At 60.7% G+C, this 22302-nt stretch carries 23 protein-coding genes; 9 read left to right on the top strand and 14 right to left on the bottom strand.

Annotated elements, in window-relative coordinates; genetic code table 11:
• Window positions 1–2: 2 nt before the first annotated feature.
• Entirely contained in the window at window positions 3–251 is a 249-nt protein-coding gene (locus B3527_RS09985) for a hypothetical protein (protein WP_156947783.1), read from the bottom strand.
• Between the two features lie 228 nt (window positions 252–479).
• Here B3527_RS09985 and B3527_RS09980 point away from each other — a divergent pair, with 228 nt between their 5' ends.
• The 5 genes from B3527_RS09980 (at window position 480) to B3527_RS09960 (ending at window position 6491) form a co-directional block, all read left to right on the top strand.
• A complete protein-coding gene (locus B3527_RS09980; RefSeq protein ID WP_290480776.1) occupies window positions 480–1544 on the top strand; it encodes an extracellular solute-binding protein in 1065 nt (354 codons plus the stop codon).
• 66 nt (window positions 1545–1610) lie between these two features.
• On the top strand, window positions 1611–3164 hold the full coding sequence (locus B3527_RS09975) for an ABC transporter permease (protein WP_290481947.1): 1554 nt from the start codon (window positions 1611–1613) through the stop codon (window positions 3162–3164).
• Window positions 3161–4171 carry an ABC transporter ATP-binding protein gene (locus tag B3527_RS09970; protein WP_206991097.1) on the top strand — a complete coding sequence of 337 codons (1011 nt, stop codon included), beginning with the start codon at window positions 3161–3163 and terminating at the stop codon, window positions 4169–4171. The genes B3527_RS09975 and B3527_RS09970 overlap by 4 nt, the downstream gene beginning before the upstream one ends.
• 92 nt (window positions 4172–4263) lie before the next feature.
• Window positions 4264–5646 carry a M48 family metalloprotease gene (locus B3527_RS09965; RefSeq protein ID WP_290479769.1) on the top strand — a complete coding sequence of 461 codons (1383 nt, stop codon included), beginning with the start codon at window positions 4264–4266 and terminating at the stop codon, window positions 5644–5646.
• 98 nt (window positions 5647–5744) lie between these two features.
• Window positions 5745–6491, top strand: coding sequence for a DsbA family protein (locus B3527_RS09960; RefSeq protein ID WP_290479768.1), 747 nt, complete (start codon window positions 5745–5747; stop codon window positions 6489–6491).
• Between the two features lie 17 nt (window positions 6492–6508).
• Here B3527_RS09960 and apaG read toward each other — a convergent pair whose 3' ends face one another.
• Complete coding sequence (apaG, locus tag B3527_RS09955) at window positions 6509–6928, bottom strand: Co2+/Mg2+ efflux protein ApaG (RefSeq protein WP_233347478.1); 420 nt, start codon at window positions 6926–6928, stop codon at window positions 6509–6511.
• Between the two features lie 21 nt (window positions 6929–6949).
• Window positions 6950–8152: an O-succinylhomoserine sulfhydrylase gene (gene metZ / locus B3527_RS09950; RefSeq protein WP_290479767.1), complete on the bottom strand. Its 1203-nt coding sequence runs from the start codon at window positions 8150–8152 to the stop codon at window positions 6950–6952.
• Between the two features lie 65 nt (window positions 8153–8217).
• On the opposite strand from metZ, the gene B3527_RS09945 reads away from it, so the two are divergent.
• Together B3527_RS09945 and B3527_RS09940 are read left to right on the top strand one after the other, a co-directional pair.
• On the top strand, window positions 8218–9234 hold the full coding sequence (locus B3527_RS09945) for a 2'-deoxycytidine 5'-triphosphate deaminase (RefSeq protein WP_206991096.1): 1017 nt from the start codon (window positions 8218–8220) through the stop codon (window positions 9232–9234).
• 11 nt (window positions 9235–9245) lie between these two features.
• Window positions 9246–9848 (top strand): glutathione S-transferase N-terminal domain-containing protein, encoded by a 603-nt coding sequence (locus tag B3527_RS09940; protein WP_290479766.1) that lies wholly within the window; start codon window positions 9246–9248, stop codon window positions 9846–9848.
• Window positions 9849–9850: 2 nt separating this feature from the next.
• Here B3527_RS09940 and B3527_RS09935 read toward each other — a convergent pair whose 3' ends face one another.
• Genes B3527_RS09935 through radA form a run of 6 tightly spaced genes read right to left on the bottom strand, consistent with a single transcriptional unit; the run spans window position 9851 to window position 14891 of the window.
• A complete protein-coding gene (locus B3527_RS09935) occupies window positions 9851–10336 on the bottom strand; it encodes a GNAT family N-acetyltransferase (protein WP_206991094.1) in 486 nt (161 codons plus the stop codon).
• Window positions 10337–10368: 32 nt separating this feature from the next.
• Complete coding sequence (locus tag B3527_RS09930; RefSeq protein ID WP_206991093.1) at window positions 10369–10716, bottom strand: DUF3088 domain-containing protein; 348 nt, start codon at window positions 10714–10716, stop codon at window positions 10369–10371.
• A gap of 6 nt (window positions 10717–10722) precedes the next feature.
• Window positions 10723–11457, bottom strand: a complete 735-nt coding sequence (locus tag B3527_RS09925; RefSeq protein ID WP_206991092.1) for an SDR family NAD(P)-dependent oxidoreductase — start codon at window positions 11455–11457, stop codon at window positions 10723–10725.
• A gap of 21 nt (window positions 11458–11478) precedes the next feature.
• Window positions 11479–12930, bottom strand: coding sequence for an amidophosphoribosyltransferase (gene purF / locus B3527_RS09920; RefSeq protein ID WP_290479765.1), 1452 nt, complete (start codon window positions 12928–12930; stop codon window positions 11479–11481).
• Between the two features lie 40 nt (window positions 12931–12970).
• Window positions 12971–13516, bottom strand: a complete 546-nt coding sequence (locus B3527_RS09915) for a CvpA family protein (RefSeq protein WP_034811029.1) — start codon at window positions 13514–13516, stop codon at window positions 12971–12973.
• Window positions 13509–14891, bottom strand: a complete 1383-nt coding sequence (gene radA, locus B3527_RS09910; RefSeq protein ID WP_034811031.1) for a DNA repair protein RadA — start codon at window positions 14889–14891, stop codon at window positions 13509–13511. The genes B3527_RS09915 and radA overlap by 8 nt, the downstream gene beginning before the upstream one ends.
• A 155-nt stretch (window positions 14892–15046) precedes the next feature.
• Here radA and B3527_RS09905 point away from each other — a divergent pair, with 155 nt between their 5' ends.
• Window positions 15047–16660 carry a tetratricopeptide repeat-containing sulfotransferase family protein gene (locus tag B3527_RS09905; protein ID WP_290479763.1) on the top strand — a complete coding sequence of 538 codons (1614 nt, stop codon included), beginning with the start codon at window positions 15047–15049 and terminating at the stop codon, window positions 16658–16660.
• 10 nt (window positions 16661–16670) lie between these two features.
• Here the strand turns inward: B3527_RS09905 and B3527_RS09900 are convergent, their stop codons facing one another.
• From B3527_RS09900 to B3527_RS09880, 5 genes are all read right to left on the bottom strand, one after another.
• The gene (locus tag B3527_RS09900) at window positions 16671–17276 is read right to left on the bottom strand and encodes a hypothetical protein (RefSeq protein ID WP_290479762.1); all 606 of its coding nucleotides are present in this window, start codon (window positions 17274–17276) and stop codon (window positions 16671–16673) included.
• A gap of 72 nt (window positions 17277–17348) precedes the next feature.
• Complete coding sequence (locus tag B3527_RS09895; protein ID WP_290479761.1) at window positions 17349–18113, bottom strand: ABC transporter ATP-binding protein; 765 nt, start codon at window positions 18111–18113, stop codon at window positions 17349–17351.
• Window positions 18110–18922: an MlaE family ABC transporter permease gene (locus B3527_RS09890; RefSeq protein WP_290481201.1), complete on the bottom strand. Its 813-nt coding sequence runs from the start codon at window positions 18920–18922 to the stop codon at window positions 18110–18112. Before B3527_RS09890 ends, B3527_RS09895 begins: the two co-directional genes overlap by 4 nt.
• Window positions 18900–19955, bottom strand: a complete 1056-nt coding sequence (alr, locus tag B3527_RS09885) for an alanine racemase (RefSeq protein ID WP_290479759.1) — start codon at window positions 19953–19955, stop codon at window positions 18900–18902. Before alr ends, B3527_RS09890 begins: the two co-directional genes overlap by 23 nt.
• A gap of 49 nt (window positions 19956–20004) precedes the next feature.
• Window positions 20005–21456: an MFS transporter gene (locus tag B3527_RS09880; RefSeq protein ID WP_034811041.1), complete on the bottom strand. Its 1452-nt coding sequence runs from the start codon at window positions 21454–21456 to the stop codon at window positions 20005–20007.
• A 298-nt stretch (window positions 21457–21754) separates the two neighbouring features.
• Between B3527_RS09880 and B3527_RS09875 the strand changes: the two genes are divergently transcribed.
• Complete coding sequence (locus B3527_RS09875) at window positions 21755–22216, top strand: hypothetical protein (RefSeq protein ID WP_290479758.1); 462 nt, start codon at window positions 21755–21757, stop codon at window positions 22214–22216.
• The last annotated feature ends 86 nt before the right edge of the window (window positions 22217–22302 follow it).

Genomic DNA, 22302 nt, shown 5'->3' with positions numbered 1-22302 from the left:
GCTCAGGCGGCGGAGACCTGCATTTTCTGGCTTTCCCAATAGGATTGGAAAGCTTCGGCCCATTTCTGGCTCTGGAACACGATTTCCTTGCACATCTCGCCGGTCGGACGGAATGCGGTGCGTACCATCATTTCGGGGCCTTCATCGGCGTCGCGCTCAAGCTGTTCGATGACGAACGCGTCGAGCGTTGCTGACAGAAGCGCGTCCTCTTCCGGTGACCCTAAATCGAGATCCACTACGATATCTTTCATTGTCATCCCCAAGCACCTGATTGTTACGTCCGGTTTTCCGGACTCATTTTGTATCTTCAGATCAATATCGCATTTTGTGCGATGCAGCATAAGATTCTTGCTCATGACCGTCCCAATCCGGGGGTCTGTGCAAATTTCGGGCAAAAAGGTCGCGCATGTCGTTCGTTGCGATCCATTCTCAAATGTGATTGAACAGATCATCAATGCCCCTCAAAGAGAGTTTGTTCCATGAAATGGTATGCATCCCTGGCCACCGCCTGCGTTTTTCTTGCCGCTTGCGGGGCACCCTCTGGAGATTCCGGGGAGTCCGAAGTTGCTGCAGAATCTGTGGCTGAGCCCACCGGCCTGCTGAATGTATATTCGGCCCGGCACTATGATTCCGACAAGGAGCTTTACAAACGCTTCGAGGATGAGACCGGTATCCGCATTCGGTTTCGCGAATCCGGCGCGGCCGAACTGCTTGAGGCGATGAAGGCCGAAGGCGACAATAGTCCGGCGGATGTCATTATCTCGTCCGATGCTGGCACACTTTACCGATTCAAGGATGCGGGCCTGATGCAGCCCGTCGAGTCCGAATTGCTAGCGACGCGCATTCCCGAGCATTTCCGCGATCCGGACAATCAATGGTACGGTCTGGCCAAACGGCTGCGCGTGATCGTGTATGATCCTGCCCGTGTCGAGCCGGAGCAAGTGGATGAATATGCTGACCTCGCCAGCGCCAATCTCGAGGGCGATGTCTGCATGCGGTCCAGCACGAACATCTACAATCTCTCCCTGATGGGGGAATTGATTGATCGACTTGGCAAGGATACGGCCGAGGCTTGGGCGCGCAGCGTGGTGGCGAACTTCGCACGTCCGCCCCAGGGCGGCGACACCGGGCAGATTGAGGCAATTGCCGCTGGCCAATGCTCGGTCGCGCTGGTGAACCATTATTACTGGGTGCGCATGACGCAAGGCTCCGACGCCCAGCGCAAATCGGTCGAAAAGACGATGCTGTCCTTCCCGCAGCAGGATAGCTGGGGCGCGCATGTGAATGTCACCGGCGCGGGGGTTGCGGCCCATGCACCGCACAAGGAGGCTGCCATCCAGTTCATTGAATGGCTGGCCGGTGAGGAGGGCCAGTTCCTGCTGACCACCGAGACCAAGGAAATCCCGCTGGTCGCTGGCGCCGAGATGCCGGAAGGGCTCGACCGGCTGCCGCCTGATTTCAAGGAAAGCGTATTCCCGCTCAACAAGCTTGGAGAGAATCAGGCCGAGGCACAGGCCATCTACGACCGGGCTGGATGGAACTGATCTCGTTTGAGCGCTCTGGCCGCCATACGCCGCTTCCGATTCAGGAGCATTGACGGGCCCGCCTTATTGGCGGGCTTGATCATTGCTGTACCTGTTGTCGTGACCCTGTTTGCGGGCCTGATGAATGGTGGCGGTGAAGCGTGGACCCATATCCGCGACACGCTGTTGACCGGCTACACGACCGGCACGCTCGGCACGCTGCTGTTAACCGCGCTCATGACGCTCGCCGTTGCGGTTCCGGCGGCTTGGCTGGTGACGATGTACCAGTTTCCGGGACGGGGCCTGTTCGAATGGTTGCTGATCCTGCCTCTGGCGGCGCCCGGCTATGTGCTTGCCTATGCCTATGCCGATTTGATGGGCCTGATGGGGCCGTTCCAGACAGCGATCCGGGATGTTACCGGCTGGACCGCGCGGGACTATTGGTTTCCGGACATGCGCAGCCTGCCGGGGCTCGCCTTCGTGCTGACCTGCGCGCTTTATCCTTATGTCTATCTGACGGCCCGAGCGGCCTTCGTCTCGCAATCTGTCTGCGCTCTGGAGGCGGCGCGCAGTCTGGGTGCCAGCAGTGCCCGGCGGTTCTGGCAGGTCGCCCTGCCGGCCGCCCGACCGGCCATCGCAGCCGGCCTTGCCCTGACCCTGATGGAAGCGGCGGCCGATTATGGCGCAGCGGAGTTTCTCGGTGTGCCCACTCTGACCTTCGGCATTGTGCGCGCCTGGCAGAGCTTTGGCGAACCCGCGGCAGCGGCGCGGCTCGCTCTGGTTCTGGTCGTGATCGTGATCGCGCTGATTCTGACCGAGCGTCATACGCGGGGACGTGCGGGCAGCCAGCAAAGCTCGACGCGGTGGCGCAGCGTGTCACGGGCGCGCCTGCCACGCTGGGCCGGCCTGGGCGCAATGGCGGCCTGTGCGCTCCTGTTCCTTGCTACTTTCGTTTTGCCAATGTCGCGCCTGGTCTGGCTTGTCATGGAATCGCAAGACCAGATCGCGCCAATCGGGCGGGCGTTGGTGAACACGCTGATCCTTGCCGGGTCAGGTGCGGCGCTGGCGTTCGTGCTGGCGATGGTCATCGCGCTGACGGCCCGGCAGAGCGGACTGATCGCCGGCTTTGCGCGTCTGATGGCCTCGACCGGCTACGCCATTCCGGGTGCCGTTCTCGCGCTCGGCGCGCTGTTGGTGATGGGATATCTTGGCATCACGCTGACCGGGGCGGGGGCAATCGTGGCCTTGGCATGGGTCTATGCCAGCCGGTTCACCACGTCGGGCGCAGAGCCGATGGTGGCAGCGCTCGGTCGCGCCCCGGCCTCCATGGGCTATGCCGCCGAGAGCCTTGGGGCTTCGCCGCTGCGCCGCGCGGTTTCCGTTGACCTGCCGGTCGCGCTATCAGGCGCCATGGCTGGTGCACTGATCCTGTTCGTTGAATCCCTGAAAGAGCTGCCGGCTACCTTGATGCTGCGACCTTTCAATTGGGACACACTGTCTGTTCGGGCGAATGCCTATGCCACGGACGAGCGGTTGGCGGCAGCGGCCTTGCCGTCCCTACTCATCACGCTGGCAGGCTTGCTGCCCGTGATCCTGCTATCGTGGCGGCTCAGCCATTCGCGTCCGGGGGACACGGAATGAGTGTGCATTTGACCGCCACGAACGTAACCCGCCGCTATGGGCCAACCGCTGTGGTGGAGGGCGTAAGCCTCACTCTGGAACCCGGCAACATCACAGCATTGCTCGGTGGGTCCGGCGCGGGAAAATCGACTTTGTTGCGCTTGTTCGCCGGACTTGAACCGCTCGATGGTGGTGAGATCCGGCTGGGAGATGAATTGCTCTCTGCGCCGGGCAAGACGGTCCCGGCCGAGAAACGCCGCATTGGGCTGATCTTTCAGGATTTCGCCTTGTTCCCGCATTTGACCGCCGCGCAGAATGTGGCCTTCGGGCTCAAATCGCGCGGCAAGGAAGCGGCCCGCCTGCTGGCGGCCGAATGGCTGGAGCGGCTTGGTCTGACAGATCGGGCCGGCGCATACCCGCACGAACTCTCGGGCGGCGAACAACAGCGCGTGGCCATTGCCCGCGCACTTGCGCCGGAGCCTGCCGCGATCCTGATGGATGAGCCATTTTCCGGTCTCGACCCGGCATTGCGTGGCAGTGTGCGGGATACGGCGCTTGCCGCGATCCGGGAGGCTGGCATTCCGGCACTGCTGGTGACGCATGACCCGACCGAGGCGCTCGAAAGCGCCGATTGCATTGCCATTCTTCAGGGCGGGCACTTGTTGCAGCAGGGTGAAGCGGCTGAAATCTACCAGAGACCGCAAAGCGCGGCGATTGCCGCCGCTCTCGGTCCAGTCAGCCGCATACGGGCCGCAGACCTGCCGACCGGACTCGTCGGGCAGGATGTACCAGTCGGAGCGGAACTGATCGTACGCCCGGAAGGCGTGTTGCAGGATGAGAGTTCGGCGGTAAGGGCCAGTGTAACAGCCAGCCAGCTGACCGGCCCGCTTTGTCGTTTGTTGCTGGAGTGCCAGGGACAATCCCTTACCGCGCTTGTGCCGCGCATGACGGCACCAAAAGCAGGAACGGAGATTGGTATTCGGCTCGATCCAACCCTGACATTCATCTTCCAGTCAGCCGATTCCTGACAAATCCGTTATAGTGCGAGGAAGCCCTCGCCAATCGGTAAGGCATCCCATAAAATCAGGGATGTAGATGCAATCAACAGGAGGCGCTTTGCATGGCGCGAAATTTCCTGAAACTGGCCGCGACCGCAGCGCTCGCCGCAATGATGGCGGCAAGCGCCACGGCCCAAAGCCTGATCCGCGATGCGGAGATCGAGGAGACGCTGCGCGAATGGACCAATCCCATTCTCGAAGTGGCTGGGCTGAAGCCGAACGATGTCGGCCTGTACCTGATCAATGATCCTTCATTGAATGCGTTCGTGGCGAACGGTCAGAATATTCACCTTCATACCGGCCTTATTATCGCTGCGGATTCCTCGCTGCAGATCAAGGGCGTGATCGGGCATGAGACGTGTCACATCGCCTGTGGCCACTCGGTCAGCCGTTCGCGCGCGGCCGGGGTCGCCATGCGCCCGGCGCTGCTCTCTATCGGTCTTGGTATTCTGGCCATGGCCGCCGGTGAAGGGGGTGCAGGTGCAGCCCTGATCGGTTCATCACAACAATTTGCTGCGCTGAACTTCTTCACGCACACGCGTTCGGAAGAGGCCACGGCCGATGCCGCGGCAGTCGAATACCTCACGCAGCTTGGTCAGTCGCCCCGCGGGATCGTCGAATTCTTCGAGAATTTCCGCTATCAGGAAGTCCTGTCCAGCGCGCGCCGATATCCCTATTTTCGGGCCCACCCGCTCGCATCGGACCGGATCCGCACCGTGCGCCAGCTGGCCGAAGATTCCGGCATGATGGACACGCCGCAAACCGATCGGGAATTGAATCAATACCAGATGATGCGTGCCAAGCTCATCGGCTTCCTCGACACACCGAACAAGGTGGCACGCGAATACCCGGCCAGTGACCAGAGCCAGCCAGCGCGATATGCGCGTTCCATCGCCGCCATGCAGGTCTCCGATATTGATCGCGCGCTGATCGAGGTGAACTCACTGCTTGAAGACGATCCGGAAAATCCATTTTTCTGGGAGCTTAAAGGCCAGATCCTGTTTGAGAGCGGCCGCGCGGCCGAATCTGTTGCGCCGCACGAGAAATCGCTCGAACTGAAGCCGGGCCAGCCCCTGCTGCTGATCAACCTTGCCCGGTCACTGAATGCGCGTGACGAAGCAGGCGATGTCGAAGCCGCTGAAAAGGCTTTGCATGATGCGTTGATTGCCGAGCCGAACAATGCGTTCGCCTGGGCTCAGCTGGCCATCACATATGAAAAGCAGGGGCGCCGCGCCGATGCCCAGCTGGCCACAGCCGAGTCTGCCTATGCTGTTGGCGACATTGTGCGAGCCAACCGGTTTGCCCATTTTGCTGTCCAGAGCCTGGAGCCTGGCACGCCGGATTATCGCCGCGCTGACGACATCCTGTTGGTGACCGATGCCAACAATCCGGACAATCGCGACATGTATCGCCGCAATCGGCGTTTCTCGCTCACGGTCGAATAGTCCTGATCAACTTTGTGTTAGGCCGGATAGACGTGCGGAATTCAGGCCGTATATCTGGCCTGAACCGACTTTGACCTGAATATGACAGGAAACCACGCATGACTTTCAGACTGACCACGATGACGGCCGCCATGGCTGCGCTCGCCCTGACGCCCGCCTGCGCCGAGAGCAAGGCGGCGCCGGTCGCTGATCGCGAAGCCATGGAACAAGTTGTGCGGGAGTACATTCTCGAGAACCCGGAAATCATCGAGGAAGCGCTGATCAAGCTGTCCGCGAAGCAGCAGGCTGCAGCCTCTCAAGAGGCGCAGAAAGCCATCGCGAGCAATTTCGACGCGATCTACAATAATGAGAATGACTATTTCATCGGCCCGGCCGATGCAGAGATCACCGTGGTCGAATTCTTCGACTATCGCTGCGGCTGGTGCAAACGGTCGGTCGAATGGATTCAGGCATTGCCGGAAGACTATGACGGTAATGTCCGGGTCGTCTTCAAGGAACTGCCAATCTTTGGCGGCATCAGTGAGACCGCTTCGCTTGCGGCGCTCGCCGCCGGCAAGCAAGGCAAGTATCGCGAATTCCATCTGGCTTTGATGGCCATCAAGAACAATGACGACCTGACTGAAGCCAAGCTCGACGAAGTGGCCAGGGATGTGGGCATGAACGTCCAGAAAATGCGCGCCGATATGGGCTCGATCGACATTCAGCGCAAACTGTCTGAGTCCAAGCAACTTGCCCGCGCCGTAGGTGTCGAGGCCACGCCGAGCTTCCTGATTGGCAATGAGTTCATCGAAGGCGCAAATCGCGAACGGCTGAATGAGGCGATCAAGGCCGAGATCAAGGGCTGATCAGAACCAGACGAATCTCAGCAGGGCAGTGACGTCTCGTACGGGCTGTCCAGTGAGAACATCGGAATGGTCGCGATCAATACGCGGCCATCATCCCCTTTGAGATCATAGGTGCCACCCATGATTCCGGACGGGGCCGCCAGTGGCGCGCCAGACGTATAGCTGAAGCGTTCGCCCGGCCCGAGGGTTGGGGTCTGGCCGATCACGCCTTCACCTTCGACTTCCTGACGACGGCCTTCGGCATCCACGATGCGCCAGTGACGGCGCACGATGGTCCAAGTCTGCTCGCTCTCATTCTCAACGTCGACCGTGTAGGACCACATGAACCGGGCGCGCGCCGGTTCGGATTCGTCATGCATGAACTTCGGACGCACGCGAATGCGCACACCATCGGTGATCTGTTCGTATTGCGGAGGAGGAACCCGTCTGCCCATCATGTGAAATTCAATCCAATTCGTTCACACACTGTTAAGGGCGCGCGTCAAATCCATTACAAGATCGTCAGAATCTTCCAGACCGACCGACATCCGTATCCAGCTCCAATCGAGTCCCATCGAGGCCTGCTCCTCATCGCTGAGCGCGCGGTGTGTGGTGGAGGAGGGATGACAGGCGAGCGACTTGGTGTCGCCGAGATTGTTGCAGATATCGACAAGCTCCAATGAATTCAGAAGCTTGAAGGCTTCTTCCTGTCCACCTTTCACCGAAAAGGCGATCATGGTGCCGCCTGCGCTCATCTGGCGCTTGTGGATGTCGTAGTGTGGATGGTCCTCGCGATGCGGGTAGCGCACGGCGGCTATCGCCGGATGATCCGCAATAATGTCTGCCAGGCGGGCAGCATTTTTTGTTTGCTGGTCGACGCGCAATTTAAGTGTTTCGAGTCCCTTCAGCACAACCCAGGCGTTGAACGGCGACGCAGCCGGGCCCAGATGGCGCAGCCACGGATCGTAGATTTCCTCCATCCGCGCCGAATCGCACAGGATTGCCCCGCCCATGACGCGGCCCTGGCCGTCCATATGCTTGGTGGTGGAATAGACGACGACATCCGCGCCAAGCTCCAGAGGCTTCTGAAGGATTGGCGTCGCGAAGACATTATCGACCACCAGAATCGCGCCAGCGGCCTTGCAGAGCCTGGCGACCGCCTCGATGTCGACGCCGTCCAGCAGCGGGTTGGCCGGGCTCTCGATCAGGACGAGCTGGCAGCCCTTGGCGATCTCCCGCTCCCAGGCCTCAAGGTCAGCGCCATCCACGAAAACCGTCTCGATGCCAAATTTGGGCATCTGATTGGCGATGATCCAGCGGCAGGATCCGAACAGGGCCGTCGCGGCCACGACGCGATCTCCCGCTTTCAGCGGTGCCAGGATCGCGGTTGAGATGGCGCCCATGCCGGAGGCAGCAACGCGGCAGGCCTCGGCATTTTCGATCAGGGCGAGCCGCTGTTGCAACATCTCACATGTCGGGCTGCCATAGCGGGAATAGACAAAGCCATCCTCTTCGCCCGCCATACGGCGCATGGCCTGTTCAGCGCTGTCATAGGAAAAGCCGGATGTCAGGTAGATCGCTTCGGAAATCTCGCCATGTTCGGAACGCATAAGGCCGCCGCGCACCGCTTTGGTCGCAGGCTTCCAGCCCTTTTTTCCGTCGTCGCCCGGTGCATCTGCCATGACACGATAGTCCCTTGTGTTTCCTGTAACGGGTCTTATGCCTGAGAGGGTAAGGGGTGCAAGTGATGGCCGTCGATTCTGGTGTATTGTCTGATCATGAGATTGAAGCGCTTCTCGGCGCTGATGCGATCCGGACGGACCTGCCGCTGGATGAGGGGCAGGTGCAGCCGGCAAGCCTTGATCTCCGCCTGGCCGAAGATGCTTATCGGCTGAGGGCGAGCTTCCTGCCCGGCAAGGATCGTACAGTCGCCGAGATGTTGCAGGAGCCGGGCATCCATATGCACCGGATCGATTTGACCAAGGAAGGCGCGGTTCTGGAAACGGGATGCGTCTATCTTGTGCCGCTGATGGAATCCCTGCGCTTGCCTGCCGGCATTGCGGCGCGGGCCAATCCGAAAAGCTCGACCGGCCGGATTGACGTGTTTACGCGGCTCGTCACCAATCGCTCCCGCGCTTTTGATGAAGTGCCAACGGGCTATTCCGGCCCGCTCTACCTGGAAGTCAGCCCGCGCACTTTCCCGATCATGGTGCGCCCTGGTGACCGGCTCGCGCAGATACGGTTCAAGCGCAAGAAGCCTGAGACGCTGAAGGAAAAAGTGGTCTCGATCGATCTCGAGTCCACGGGCGACCAGCCAGTTGGCTATCGTGCCAAGCATCATTCGGGCATTGTCGACCTGCGCGGCATTGGTGCGCATGAAGCGAGCCAGTTCTGGGAGCCGATCTGGCCGCGCGATGGTCGAATTGTTCTGAACCCGGAGGAGTTCTACATTCTGGTCAGCCGCGAAACGGTGAAAGTGGGCGCGATGGAGGCCGCCGAAATGGCGCCCATTGCGCCGGAGTTGGGCGAATTCCGCGCGCACTATGCGGGCTTCTTCGATCCGGGCTTCGGTACGAATAGTGGCGGTAGCCGCGCTGTGCTGGAAGTGCGGTCGCGGGACGTGCCCTTTATCCTCGAACACGGCCAGCCCGTCGCCAAGCTGGTCTATGAAAGCATGGCCTCCAAGCCCAAGGGTCTCTATGGCGGCAAGGGCTCCAACTATCAGGGGCAGGGGCTGAAATTGTCGAAGCATTTCAAGACCTGAAGGTGCATGTGATGAAGCTCTACTATTCCGCGACGTCTCCTTATGCCCGCAAGGTGCGGGTGCTGATCATTGAGCATGGGTTGCAGGAGGCGGTGGAATTGGTGCGCGCTGATCCCATGGCGGAGAATGCTGCGTCGAAAATTGGGAATCCCCTGAGCAAGGTCCCCGCGCTTGAGATGGATGACGGCGCTCACCTGTTCGATAGTCCGGTGATCTGCGAGTATCTCGATCATCAGGCGGCGGGAGAGCCCTTGCTGGCGCGCGAAGGCGCCTCTCGCTGGGCGGTGCTGACGGCCCAGGCGCTTGGTGATGGCATTCTGGATGCTGCGCTCAGTCTCGTCATGGAATCGCGACGTCCTGAAACCGAGCGCTCCGCCTACTGGCAGGATCGGTGGACGGCAGCAATTCATCGCGGCGTGGATCAGATCGCCGAAGATGTTGCGTCAGACCGGGAAGCATTCGACCTTGGGCGGATCGCCTATGCCTGCGCGCTTGGCTATCTCGACTTTCGCTTGCCCGACCTCGACTGGCGTGGCCCGCATCCGAACCTGCTGGCCTGGTTTGAAGATATGTCGGCGCGCGAGAGCTTTGCTCTCACCACGCCGCCGGAATAGAGTCATTCGTCCAGATTGAGTCGCATCTCGGTTATGTAGGGATTGAAACCTGCCTTCTCGTACGCACGGATGGCGGGATCATTGCCGCTATAGACGGTCAGCCGTATCTCGGTGAGGTCGCGCATGCGGGCCCAGTCGAGCAAATAGTCCGTCAGGATACGGTTCAGTCCCTTGCCGCGATGATCAGGGTGCACGAACATGAATCCCAGAAAGGCGTGATTGTCAGAGGCAATGTAGGGTTTTGACGCCCGCTTTTCTGCATAGCCCGTCGCAATGATGGCACCGTCCAGCTCAATCACGGCGACTTCTGCATCCTCGGACCGGACGCGTTCGCCAAGATCATAATAGCTGATCGGATCCGGCTTCAGCGTATGGTCGTAGGGCCGCTCGGCGGCGATGATTCCCTGTTCGCATTCTTTCAAGGCGGGCAAGTCGTCCAGTGTGGCGGATCGGGGGCGCAGAGAGGCGGGAGATAGATGCGTGGACATGGCCATCCTTCTGCCGGACTTGGTTTGCTGCTTCAAGGATGCGGCGTGGGAATACCGTGGCGAAGGGTCAGCGCGTTCAGAATTGCATCCTTGTCGTCGATGAAATGCACGCCAGCATGCTGCTTGACGCCTTGGCATCCTTCGCCTGCATCCGACAGGATCAGCACGGGGAGGGACTGGTTCTCAGGCCCGAGACGACTGACCAGGTCCGCGCGTGGGCGCGGCCAGGCGATGCGGTGAATATCGATCTGTTCGGCCAAGCATGGGAAGGCGGCAATCAGACCTTCCATCAACATGCAATGCCAGCAATAGAAAATCTCGTCCGGATAGGCCGGGTCTTCAAAGGGGGGCTGAAGGAGGAAGAGGTCATCCTTCGCCATTCTGCCTTATCCCTTCGATCCGGCCAGTTCGCGATAGGTGACCAATTGGCCGGTGCGTGTCTCGCTCGGGCTGACCAGCTTGACCAGTTCGGCGGCAACCTCTTCCGGGGTCGGAAGAGTCATCGGATCTTCGCCGGGCATGGCTTCGGCGCGCATACCGGTGCGTGTGCCACCCGGATCGAAAATATTGGCGCGCAGTTTCATGTTCTCATTCTCGTCGGCCCAACCGATGACGAGTGCTTCCATCCCTGCCTTGGCGGCCTGGTAGGGGCCCCAAAATGCACGCGGCTTTCGGGCAACGCTGGACGTCACAAAGACGGCGCGGGGCGTATCGGACTGATGCATCCAGGGCGAAAGGGTGCGGATCAGGTGAAAGTTGGAAGTGAGGTTCACCGCAATCGTCTCTTCAAAGCTGCGGGGACCACACGTCTCGACCGGGCCAAGCGTGCCAAGAATGCCGGCATTGGCAACGAGACCATCCAGACGACCAAAGCGTTCGCCGATCACCTTGCCGAGCGTCTCGATGCCCTTGGTGTCTTTCAAATCCATCGGCACAAGAACAGCTTCGCTGCCAAACGCGCGGATCTCGTCGTCAAGCTTCTGCAGCGCGGCCTTGGAGCGGGCAACCGCAATGACGATGTTGCCTTGACGGGCAAGCTCCAGCGCGGCGGCGCGGCCAATGCCACGCGAGGCGCCGGTAACAAGGACGAGCCTCGGGGAAGCGGAAGGGGTATCTGTCATGGCGCGGCTCAGGAAAGGCGATCAAGCGTCGTCCAGCAGGGAGAGTTGACGCTCCTTGTCGGATTCTGCATGTTCATTATCGACCAGCGGCGTTGGATAGTCACCCGTGAAGCAATGGTCGGAGAATTGTGGTTGCATCGGATTGCGCTGCGGCTCTCCAATGGCGGTATAGAGGCCCGGTACCGACAGGAAACCGAGCGAGTCGACGTTCAGTTCACTGACCATTTCCTCGTGCGTATGGATCGCCGCGAACAGTTCGGATTTGGCCGCCATGTCGATGCCGTAGAAGTCCGGGTTCAGGATGGGTGGGCTGGCCGAACGGAAATGAATTTCCTTGGCGCCGGCATCACGCACCATCTGGACGATCTTTTTCGACGTGTTGCCGCGCACGATGGAATCGTCGACGAGAATGACACGTTTGCCTTCCAGGACGGCGCGATTGGGGCTGTGCTTCTTGGAGACCGCGCTCTGACGTCCTGTCTGGGTCGGCTGGATGAAGGTTCGGCCGACATAGTGGTTCCGGATGATACCCATCTGGAACGGGATGCCGGACGCTTCGGAAAATCCGAGTGCAGCGGGCACGCCCGAATCCGGCACCGGCACGATGACATCCGCATCGGCGGGTGTTTCGGCGGCCAGCTGGTGTCCCATGCGGCGGCGTACTTCATAAATCGAACGGCCCTGAACGATGCTGTCCGGACGGGCGAAATAGACGTATTCGAATACACAGGGACTGGTCGGGCGCTGCGGAGCGAAGCGATAGGATTCGACACCCTTGTCGCTGATGATGACGATTTCGCCATTCTCGACTTCACGCACGAACTCGGCGCCGATAATGTCCAGCGCGCAAGTTTCAGAGGCCAGCACATATGCGTCGCCCAATTTTCCAAGGATCAATGGGCGCAGTCCAACCGGGTCACGCGCGCCGACCAGTTTCTTGCCGGTCAGGCCGACCAATGCGTAGCCGCCTTCGATTCTCTGAAGTGCGTCCACCAGGCGCGCGAGGAAATCCTTGCCCGTGCTGCGCGCGACGAGGTGAAGGATGACTTCCGTGTCCATGGTAGACTGGAAGATGGCGCCGTCCTTGACGAGGTCATGGCGCAGCTTGCGGGAATTGGTGAGGTTACCATTGTGCGCCACGGCGAACCCGCCCCCGGCGAGGTCGGCGAAGATTGGCTGCACGTTCCGCAATATGGTGCGGCCCTGTGTAGAGTATCGGTTATGGCCGATGGCAGCATGACCCGGCAGGCGCGTTCGGAGGTCTCCCCCGAAATGCTCTCCTACCATGCCCAAATGACGTTCCGAGGGGAATCGCTTGCCGTCAAAGGTAATCATTCCGCAGGCTTCCTGCCCGCGATGCTGGAGCGCATGCAAGCCAAGCGCTGTCAGCAGGCTGGCTTCATGATTTCCAAAGACACCGAAGACGCCACATTCCTCGCGGGGCTTGTCGTCATCATGATCGAAAAGGACCATTTGAGACGCACCTCCTGAGTGACGGTATTGCGACAAGGGCCTATTGCCCTGTTTTGCCCTCTGAGGGAAGGGCGGCTTGCACATCTTTTCCGACTTTCGACGCATTGTCGTTCACATAGTTCGCCATCTCGGCGAGTGGTGGGTACGTCATCGAATTCCGGATGAAGTCCGGGATCCGGCTCTCATCAAGCGCCAGATTGAGGAGCACGGCAAAGAAAACGAGGGCGATGGCACCGCGCGCAATGCCAAAGAACAGACCGGCGAAATGGTCGAACATGCCAATGCCGTCGGCGCCCTGGATGTTCTTGGACAGGCGCTGGCCAAACCATGCGACCAGAACATAAACAATGATGAATGCGACAACGACCAGGGCAAGATCGCCCAGCAACGGGTCCACGCCTTCCGGCACCAGCGTGCGCACGCCGTCTGCAAAGAAGCGGCGGGCATAGAAGGCGGCGGCCAGGGCGGCGATGAATGATCCGAGTGTCGCGATCTCGCGCAGGAACCCTCTGGCAAATGCCATGATCGCGGAGATCACAATGACTGCAACCGCGATAGCGTCGAAAGCTGTAATGGACTCAAGCATTTTGGGCGTCCGGAGCGAGAAGGTGGGCGAGATCGATAAGCCGTTTAATTGGGGTGATCGTCAAGCCATCCACTGAAGTCGGACTGCCTTCGGGCACATAAGCATGGGTGAAGCCAAGCCGGACGGCTTCCTTGAGACGTTGCTCCATGCGGGCCACCGGGCGCACTGCGCCCGACAGGGCCACTTCGCCGAAGAACACGGTCCGCTCGGGCACAGGCGTATCGGCAAGGGAGGTCAGCAGCGCCGCCGCCGCGCCAAGGTCTCCGGCTGGTTCGCCAATGCGATAGCCGCCTGCGACCGAGAGATAGACATCCATGCCCGACAGGCTGATCCCGCAGCGCGCTTCCAGCACGGCGAGCAGCATGGCAAGACGCCCGCCATCCCAGCCGACGACGCTGCGCCGGGGCGTGCCATAGGCGCTTTTGGCCACCAATGCCTGCACTTCGGCGAGCACAGGACGTGAGCCTTCCATCGCCGCATAGACCGCTGCCCCGCCTTCGCCATCGCCATCGGCTGACAGGAACAGGGCAGATGGTTCCTTGGCCGGGGCGAGGCCGTATTGATGCATTTCGAAGATGCCGATCTCGTCAGTCGGGCCGAAGCGATTCTTCACGGCGCGCAGGATGCGAAACTGGTGTCCGCGCTCACCCTCGAAATAGAAGACGGCATCGACCATGTGCTCGACCACGCGCGGACCGGCAATATTGCCCTCCTTGGTGACGTGCCCGACGAGCACCAGCGCGGCGCCGGACTTCTTGGCCCAGCGAGTCAGTTCCTGCGAGCAGGCCCGGACCTGGCTGACCGAGCCGGGCGCGGCCTCAAGACTGTCAGACCACATGGTCTGGATGGAATCGATCACCACGAAATCAGGTTTGGCCGCTTTCAGCGCCGAAAGGATCTTTCGAAGGTCGGTTTCGGTGGCGAGGTCGACCGGGCTTTCGGCAACCTTCAGTCGCTTGGCGCGCTCCTGGATTTGCGCGGCAGCTTCCTCGCCAGACACATAGACCGTTTTCACGCCATTGCGGGCGAGTCGCGCGGCGACTTGCAGCAGCAGGGTCGATTTGCCGATACCGGGATCGCCGCCAATCAAGGTGGCGGATGATGGCACGATGCCGCCGCCGAAGACGCGATCCAGTTCTTCCACACCCATGACGATGCGTGCCGGCGTTTCGGTCTCGGCGTTCAGAGCGACGAATTCTGTCTTGCTGGAGCGCTTCGTGCCGGCCTTGGGCGCAGCGAGACCGCCCGGCGTGCCGCCGACCGTCTCCTCGACCAGCGTATTCCACTCGCCACAGCCCGCGCATTTGCCACTCCACTTGGAATGAACTTCGCCACAGGATTGGCACACAAAGGCAGTCGTCGCGGTCTTGGCCATGGTCAGAGAGATATGAGGGTTTGCGGGCAGGGGAAAGGGTTCGCTTTCGGTCCGGGCTGCAAAAGTGAGGGCGCGGGATGCCGGTTGCATTGCTGCAGACGGTCAGGTTCGCAGTCTCTTGTGTTCGCACGCCGGGGGCGGCAAACATCGGCCGCATGTCGACTGATAATCAAAATCCCGGAAACGACGGCCGCAGTTCAGGCCGACCGTTCGCGCCGCTGCAGCCTGCGCGGCAATTGCTGGGAGAGAAGCGTTACCGGGAGGCCCATGCTTATTGCCGGAACGCGCTGGAGCAGGACCCGGACTGCGCCGATGCTTTTTTTGTGCTTGGTATCATCAATTATGAACACAATCAGTTCGAGCGCGCCCTGAAACTGTTCGAACGCGCGCTTGAGAAAGGCCATCCCGAGCCGGGAGCGCACGTTCAGGCCGCGCGATGCTACGCCAAGCTGACTTTGCCGAAGCAGGCGCTCATACATATTGAAGCCGCCATAAAACTACAGCCATCGGACGGTTTCACGCTGGCATCTATCGGCGCCACGTTGAGCGCCCTGGATCGGCATGAGGAAGCGGTCGCCTTTCACAGGCAGGCCGCGACCGCCTCTTCGAATGATCCGATCGTCTTCTTCAATCTTGGTTCGTCCCTGCAATTCATTGGTGATTTTGAGGGGGCAAGGAAAGCGTACCGAACCTGCCTCCAATTTGCGCCTCAGTACATTCCGGCGCGCGCCTATCTCGCGCTGATCACGAAACACAGCCCAGAGCAGAACGCAGTCGCGGAGCTTGAGGCCGCTTGGCAGCAGCGGCACCCGCGAGACATTGAAGGCGGGCTTCAACTCGCCCATGCCATTGCAAAAGTGCATGAGGACCTGGCCGACCCGGCAGCAGCCATGGACTGGCTGGACAAGGGCAAGGCCCTGGTGCGTCAGAATATTCCCAGTCAGCGAATGCAGAATCAGGCCAGTTTCGAAGCCGCCGAAGCGCTGTGCCATACGCTCGGCGTGAACAGTGAGGTTCAAACTGGCGGCCCGATTTTCATTGTCGGCCTGCCGCGTACCGGCACCACACTTGTCGACCGTATCATTTCCAGCCACTCCGGCATCGTGTCTGCGGGAGAACGCCCGGAGTTCGGAGCTTTCCTGAAGCGCGCAGTCGGCAATGACAGCGCGGACATGCTGGACGCTCGTACGATCAAGGGGGCGGCCGGAACCGACCTGTTGGCGGTCGGACAAAACTATATCGAAAGTGTGCAGGGAATATTGAACGGCGCGCAGCGCTTCACCGACAAGATGCCGATCAATGCCTTACTTGTTCCGGCCATACTTGCCGCCTTGCCGAATGCGCGCGTGATCTGTTTGCGGCGACAGCCTGCCGATAGTGTGTTGAGCATCTATCGCCAGCTGTTCGCCCTGTCGGCATTGCACTATCGTTGCGCGCACAGTCTTGAAGACCTGGCGGATTATGTGGCGCGCTTTCATGGTCTTGTTGAGACTTACACGGGCGCGCTCCCGTCCTCGCGGTTCACTCTGGTTGACTATGAGACCCTGGTGGAGGAACCCGAGGCGGAAACCCGGCGGCTTCTGGAATTTTGCGGTCTCGACTTCGAGCAGGCATGTCTGGACTTTCAGGAGAATAGCGCGCCCGTGGCCACCGCCAGCGTCGCCCAGGTGCGCCAGCCCATGTATCGATCATCTGTGGACCGTTGGAAGCGCTATCAGCCCCAGCTTGAGCCAGCCCTTGAGATACTTCGGAAGGCTGGACGACTCTAGGCGTCGCGTCTCAGAGCTGTGCCGGGGGAGACGCATCATGGGTGTCCGTTTCGGGAGGAGACGTCTCGGTCGCCGCGCTGTCGCCACAGGTGAAAGCGGCAAGCCCTTCCGGCATTTTCCCGTCTGTCAGACGCACGGCGCGGGCCGGTCCCCGGGCGTTGCCCGCGGTGAAGGCAAAGCGTCCGTCCAACACGTCGACATTGCGCTGGTAGAATGGGATGTAGCCCGAGAAGAGACGTTTGGAGAGGCTGGGCGCAAATTCGAACCGCCCGGTAGACGCACGGCGGGAGCCTTCAAACCGACCCGTCAAAGTGACCGAGTTGATCTCTTTCGTGCCGACCAGACGGACCGGAAAGCGCGCGGTGGCAGGGATCGGTTTGAAGGCTTCCTGGATCTTCTCGCCATCGCCCACCACCGGAGCCGATAGCGGATCATCTGACAGGAAAACCCGCCAAGCCAGGTGCAAACCCTCATAACGTGTGAAGTCGGCCTCTTCGGTGCAGGTGTCGATGTGCCATTCCCCGTCGAGGCGAAATTTCTCGTATTGCAGCCAGCCCGTAAAGGCGAGCGATAGCGCCGTGAAGGCCACCGAAATATATTTGATGAAATCCATCATGGCGCGTCTCCCCGTGTTCCCGGCGGAGACTGCGCCTGAAGATCAGTCTGGGGTCAAGTGGCAGAAAAGAATCTAAATCGCCGGCTGGATCGGGCCTTCGGCGCGTCCGTGGACGAACTGGTCGACATATTCGCTGCCGCTATTGTCGATGATGTCAGCCGGGCCGTGCCATATGATCTTGCCCTCATAGAGCATGGCGATGTTATCCGCGATCTTGCGCGCCGAGGCCATGTCATGCGTGATCGAGACGGCGGCTGCGCCGAGGCCGCGCACCTGTTCGAGGATGAGGTCGTTGATCGCATCGGCGGTGATCGGGTCGAGGCCGGTGGTGGGCTCATCGAAGAAGATCAGGTCCGGCTTGGAGATGATCGAGCGGGCGAGCGAGACGCGCTTCTGCATGCCGCCGGAAATCTCAGCCGGGTAGAGGTCGGCAACGTCTGAGCCAAGACGAACCTTTTTCAGCGTCTCGATGGCGAGTTCGCGCGCGTCCTTGCGCCGCAACTTGTCGACCTGCAGCAGGCGGAAGCCGACATTCTCCCAGACTGTCAGCGAGTCGAACAGCGCGCCAGATTGGAACAGCATGCCGATGCGGGCGCGCATCTTCTCGCGCGTCCTGCCGGTTGCGTTGGTCACGTCCTGCCCATCAAACCAGATCGTGCCGTCGGTCGGCGTCATCAGGCCGAGCGCATTTTTCAGCATCACCGACTTGCCCGAGCCCGAGCCGCCCAGCACGACGAGGCTCTCGCCCTTCTGCACTTCCAGGTCGACGCCCTTGAGCACTTCCTTGGAGCCGAAGGACTTCTTGACGTTTTCAAGTTTCAGGATGGGCGTGCTCACAGGCCAATCTCCACGAACAAGGTGGACAGGAGGTAGTTGGCGGCGAGGACCAAAACGGCCGCGCCAACCATGGAGAGCGTGGCCGCCCGGCCGACGCCGGTCGCGCCGGCTTCGGAGCGATCACCCTGGTAACAGCCCATGATGGCAATTACCGCGCCGAATACGACCGCCTTGATGACGCCGACAAGCACGTCTTCAGTCGTCATGAAATCCAGCGTGTTGCGCAGATAGGTCGTGGAGTCGAAATCAAGGCCATAGACGCTGACCAGCCAGCCCCCCATCACGCCAATCGTGTCAGCCACCAATACCAGAAGGGGCAATGACACGATCGCGGCAAGGAAGCGCGGCGCGTATAGATAACGATAGGGTGACGCAGAAAGCGTCTCCAGCGCGTCGATCTGTTCGGTCACCCGCATGGCACCGATTTCGGCGGAGATGCCAGCGGAAACCCGTCCGGCCAGCATCAGGCCGGTGATCGTGACGCCCAGTTCCCGCGTGATACCAAGCACAACAATGTTTGGCACGAATTGCTCCGCGCCGTATCGGCTTCCGCCCTCATAGATGTTGAGCGCCAGTGCCGCCCCGATGAAGACCGCTGACAGCCCCACTACAGGCAGGGAGTAGAAGCCAATATTGATGATCTGCCGCCAGATCTGGCCGACATACCAGCGCGGCGTGAACGCGGCGAATTTCACGCGAGCGGAAAATACCGTCAGTCGGCCAATCTCCGTGAAGAAGCCAAGCACGGCAGCGCCGATCCATTGAAGGGGATTGGGAACCCCGCGCTTACGGGTAGACACGTTCGACACGATTGCTGAGTCCTGTAAGTAATTCATACCCAAGCGTGCCAGCGCGGGCCGCTTGATCTTCAAGTTTGGCATGCGCGCCGAGGAATTCAACGCGCGCCCCGGATTTAGCGATGCCCTGTGCTTTTGAGACATCAATTGTGATGAGGTCCATGGAAATGCGACCGAGCACGGGGCAAGGCGTGCCATCAAGATAGGCAATCAGCGTGTCGCTACCGGATCGCGGAATGCCGTCGGCATAGCCCAGCGCAACCGTGGCGAGCGCTGTGTTGCCATCCAGCGTATGGGTTGCCCCATAGCCCACGGTTTCGCCCGCCTTGGCATGAAAGACACTGAGAATGCGCGCGTCGAGCGTCACGACAGGCTGCAGACCTACCGTGTCGGGCGGGGTCGAGCCGCCATAGAGCGCGATGCCCGGACGGGTCAGGTCAAAAGCGTAGTTCGGCCCCAGATAACACCCGGCGGAATTGGCCAGACTGGCAGGCGTGTCGGGGAAGGCGGATACGATCTCTGTGAACCGGTCAAGCTGGACCCGATTGAGAGCATGGTCCGGCGTGTCGCCGCAGGCCAGATGGCTCATCACCAGGACAGGTTGCAGCTTGTGTAGCTCGTCGCGCCGATGCGTCAGCACACTGGAGGCAAGGCCGAGCCGGTTCATGCCGGTATCAAAATGCAGCGCGCAGGCCCCGCGCGGCGTGCGGGCCCAGAGTTCGACCTGTTCCTCGCTGGACAAGACCGGCGTCAGGTCTGCCTCGCGATAGGTTCGAAGATGGCTGCCGGTCGGTCCGTTCAAGACAAAGATGCGCGGACCAAAGCCCAGCGCTTTGCGCAGGGCCGTGCCTTCTTCGAGATGGGCGACAAAGAATGTGCTGCAGCCTGCCGTGGCCAGCGTCTGGGACACTTTAGCCGCGCCAAGCCCATAGCCATCTGCCTTGACCACGGCGGCCGTGGTGGCGGTCGGATTCAACCGGTCAATGGCCTGCCAATTGGCGGCAATGTTCGACAGGTGAATAGTGGCGCGCGGGCGGGAAGTCATGAAGGTTTCGATAGAAGCGTTTGGCCCCCGTGTCATCTACACAAAGCCGTCAGCTTCGCTCCTGATGCTCCAGCCAGGCGGAGCCCTTCATGTTCCAGACGGGCGTGAAAAAGACCATCCAGATGATCAGCGCGATCATGCCGCCTGCCGGGACGATAGCGATCTTCTGGGGGCCGAACAGGTCGACCAGTGCGCCCATGATGGCGGCACCGAACGGCGCACCGGCCATGAAGCCGAGCTGATAGATAGACAGGACGCGGGCGAGCTTTTCCTTTGGCGCGGCGTCTTGCACGATCGAGCGGCTCATCGCGATGGAGATGCCGGCGGCGAGTCCCCAGATGAAGACGATGCCGAGGAAGACATAGTGCGGCACCTGCCACATCATGGCGAGGATGCTGACTGAGGCGAGGAATTGCGCGATCAGCAACAGGCGGCCCTGACGCTTGATGCGCTTGAAGATCGATAGCACGACGGACGAAACAAACGCGCCCATCCAGAAAGTGACGAACATGTCCCGGATGCCATCCGAGCCGAAGCCGTAGACGTCGCGGTTCACGATCGGCAGCACGACCAGGAAGGCACCGATCACGAAGATCCCGACGCCGAACATCAGCGCAGTCATCGCCCACAGCTTTCCGTCTGAGCGCACGGCATGGAAGCCCTCGGCGATATCGCCCAGAGCGGATTTGATGCCCTTGCCGCTGGTCGCGATCTGGCGGCCCCGGCCCAGCCAGAGGGCGAAGCCTGCGCCAAGCGCCAGGATGATGCCTTGAATGGCGAGCAGCTGTTCTGCCGGAATCGGGCCGATGCCAAACCCGCCGAGCCAGTCGGGCATCAGTGTACGCTTGTCAGCATAGCCGCCCACGATGAGTCCGCCGATCTGTGCGAGGAATTGCGCCATTGTCGCCAGGGTAACGCCGAGTTGGAGCGTGACCCCGGAGCCGACCCGCATGCGCCGCTCCACGACCTCATTCACGATGGAATCGCGCGCGGGCATCATGAAGGCGCCGACGGTGCCGATGGTCAGGCCGTAGATGATCATTGCGGGATAGGAGAGTTCGCCACGCGCAACAGCCAATGCGAGGAACAAGGCAGGTGTAGCGGCCAGCAGGTGCAGAATAATGAGCAGACGTTTGCCATCTGCGCGCTCGGCCACCACGCCGCCGATCAGCAGGAAGATGACTGACGGCGCCGACAGCGCCATATTGGCGAGGCCAAGGGCCAGGCCATCCATGTGCAGGTGTTCCTTGCCCGTGATCAGATAGGGGAACAGGACCATCTGGAGGCCAAAGGCCATGAACCAGCTGAGTTGGACCATCAGATAGGCGGGCAGTTCGATTTTCACGCCACGGCGTAGCTGGCGGGCGCGCCAATGGTTTGCCGTTGCCAGCAGGGAGGCACCAGCCCCAATCGCTTCGCTGACGCCGCTGACGGGGGACGTGATGTCCTCGGCCGCGTCTTCGGCCATCTCGTCGATGAAGTCGTCCATCTTGTCTGGCATGCGCGCTCCGGAGCAATTGGCGGGACTGTATGAAGACGGCCCCGAGAAGGAAAGCCCCCGGCCTTGCGACACATGAAGACTGATGTCCATGACCGATGCGCAAGAAACGGGTGGGACGCCATACGCACAAGTGCTGATCCTTGCTGGCACCAAGGAGAGCAGGACATGATTTCACAAACAGCGCGCGGCAAGGCTGGATGGAGTTGGTGTCACGGGAACTTCGCGCATAGTTCAGTTGCCACAGCGCTGCGGTATGGTTAGCTTCACGCTAATGGCCCACCGGTAAAAGGTATGTAGAATGCGTCTGTTCCGGCATATTGTGAGTTGGGCCCTGGCCCTGTTCCTGATCGCGATGTTCGTTCAGGCGACCATTCACCCGCTGCCCAATCCGCCAGAAGGTATGGTGAAGTTCTTCGACCCGCCGGGCGAGAACATCGTATTCCAGACCATTGCGGCGAAATCAGGCATCAGCCTTTATGAACCGGCCGGCCGTGTTGTCGTAGGCCTGCTGGAACTGGTGGCGGCGCTGTTCCTGATCTTGCCGATGACGCGCCGGTTCGGGGCGTTCATGTCTGCGGGCGTGCTCGGCGGGGCAGTTGCGATGCATCTGTCGCCTTGGTTGGGCCGGGAAGTGCCAGTGTCACTGGATCCGCAGAACACAGCCACCGATGGCGGCATGTTGTTCATGCTCGCGATCGTCATGTTGGTATCCAGCCTGTTGCTGATGGTTGTGCACCCCGGTTCTCAAGAGCGGAACTAGCGCTCAGCACCATCTCCACAGACCGTTAACCGTTTGCTGCAACAGTTTTCGTCATTGCGAAAACGGCCACACGTATGGAAGATCCC

Origin of the sequence: Hyphomonas sp. UBA4505, assembly GCF_002388685.1 — a bacterium.
Classification (GTDB): Bacteria; Pseudomonadota; Alphaproteobacteria; order Caulobacterales; family Hyphomonadaceae; genus Hyphomonas.
This window is presented reverse-complemented; position numbering and strand designations above follow the sequence as displayed.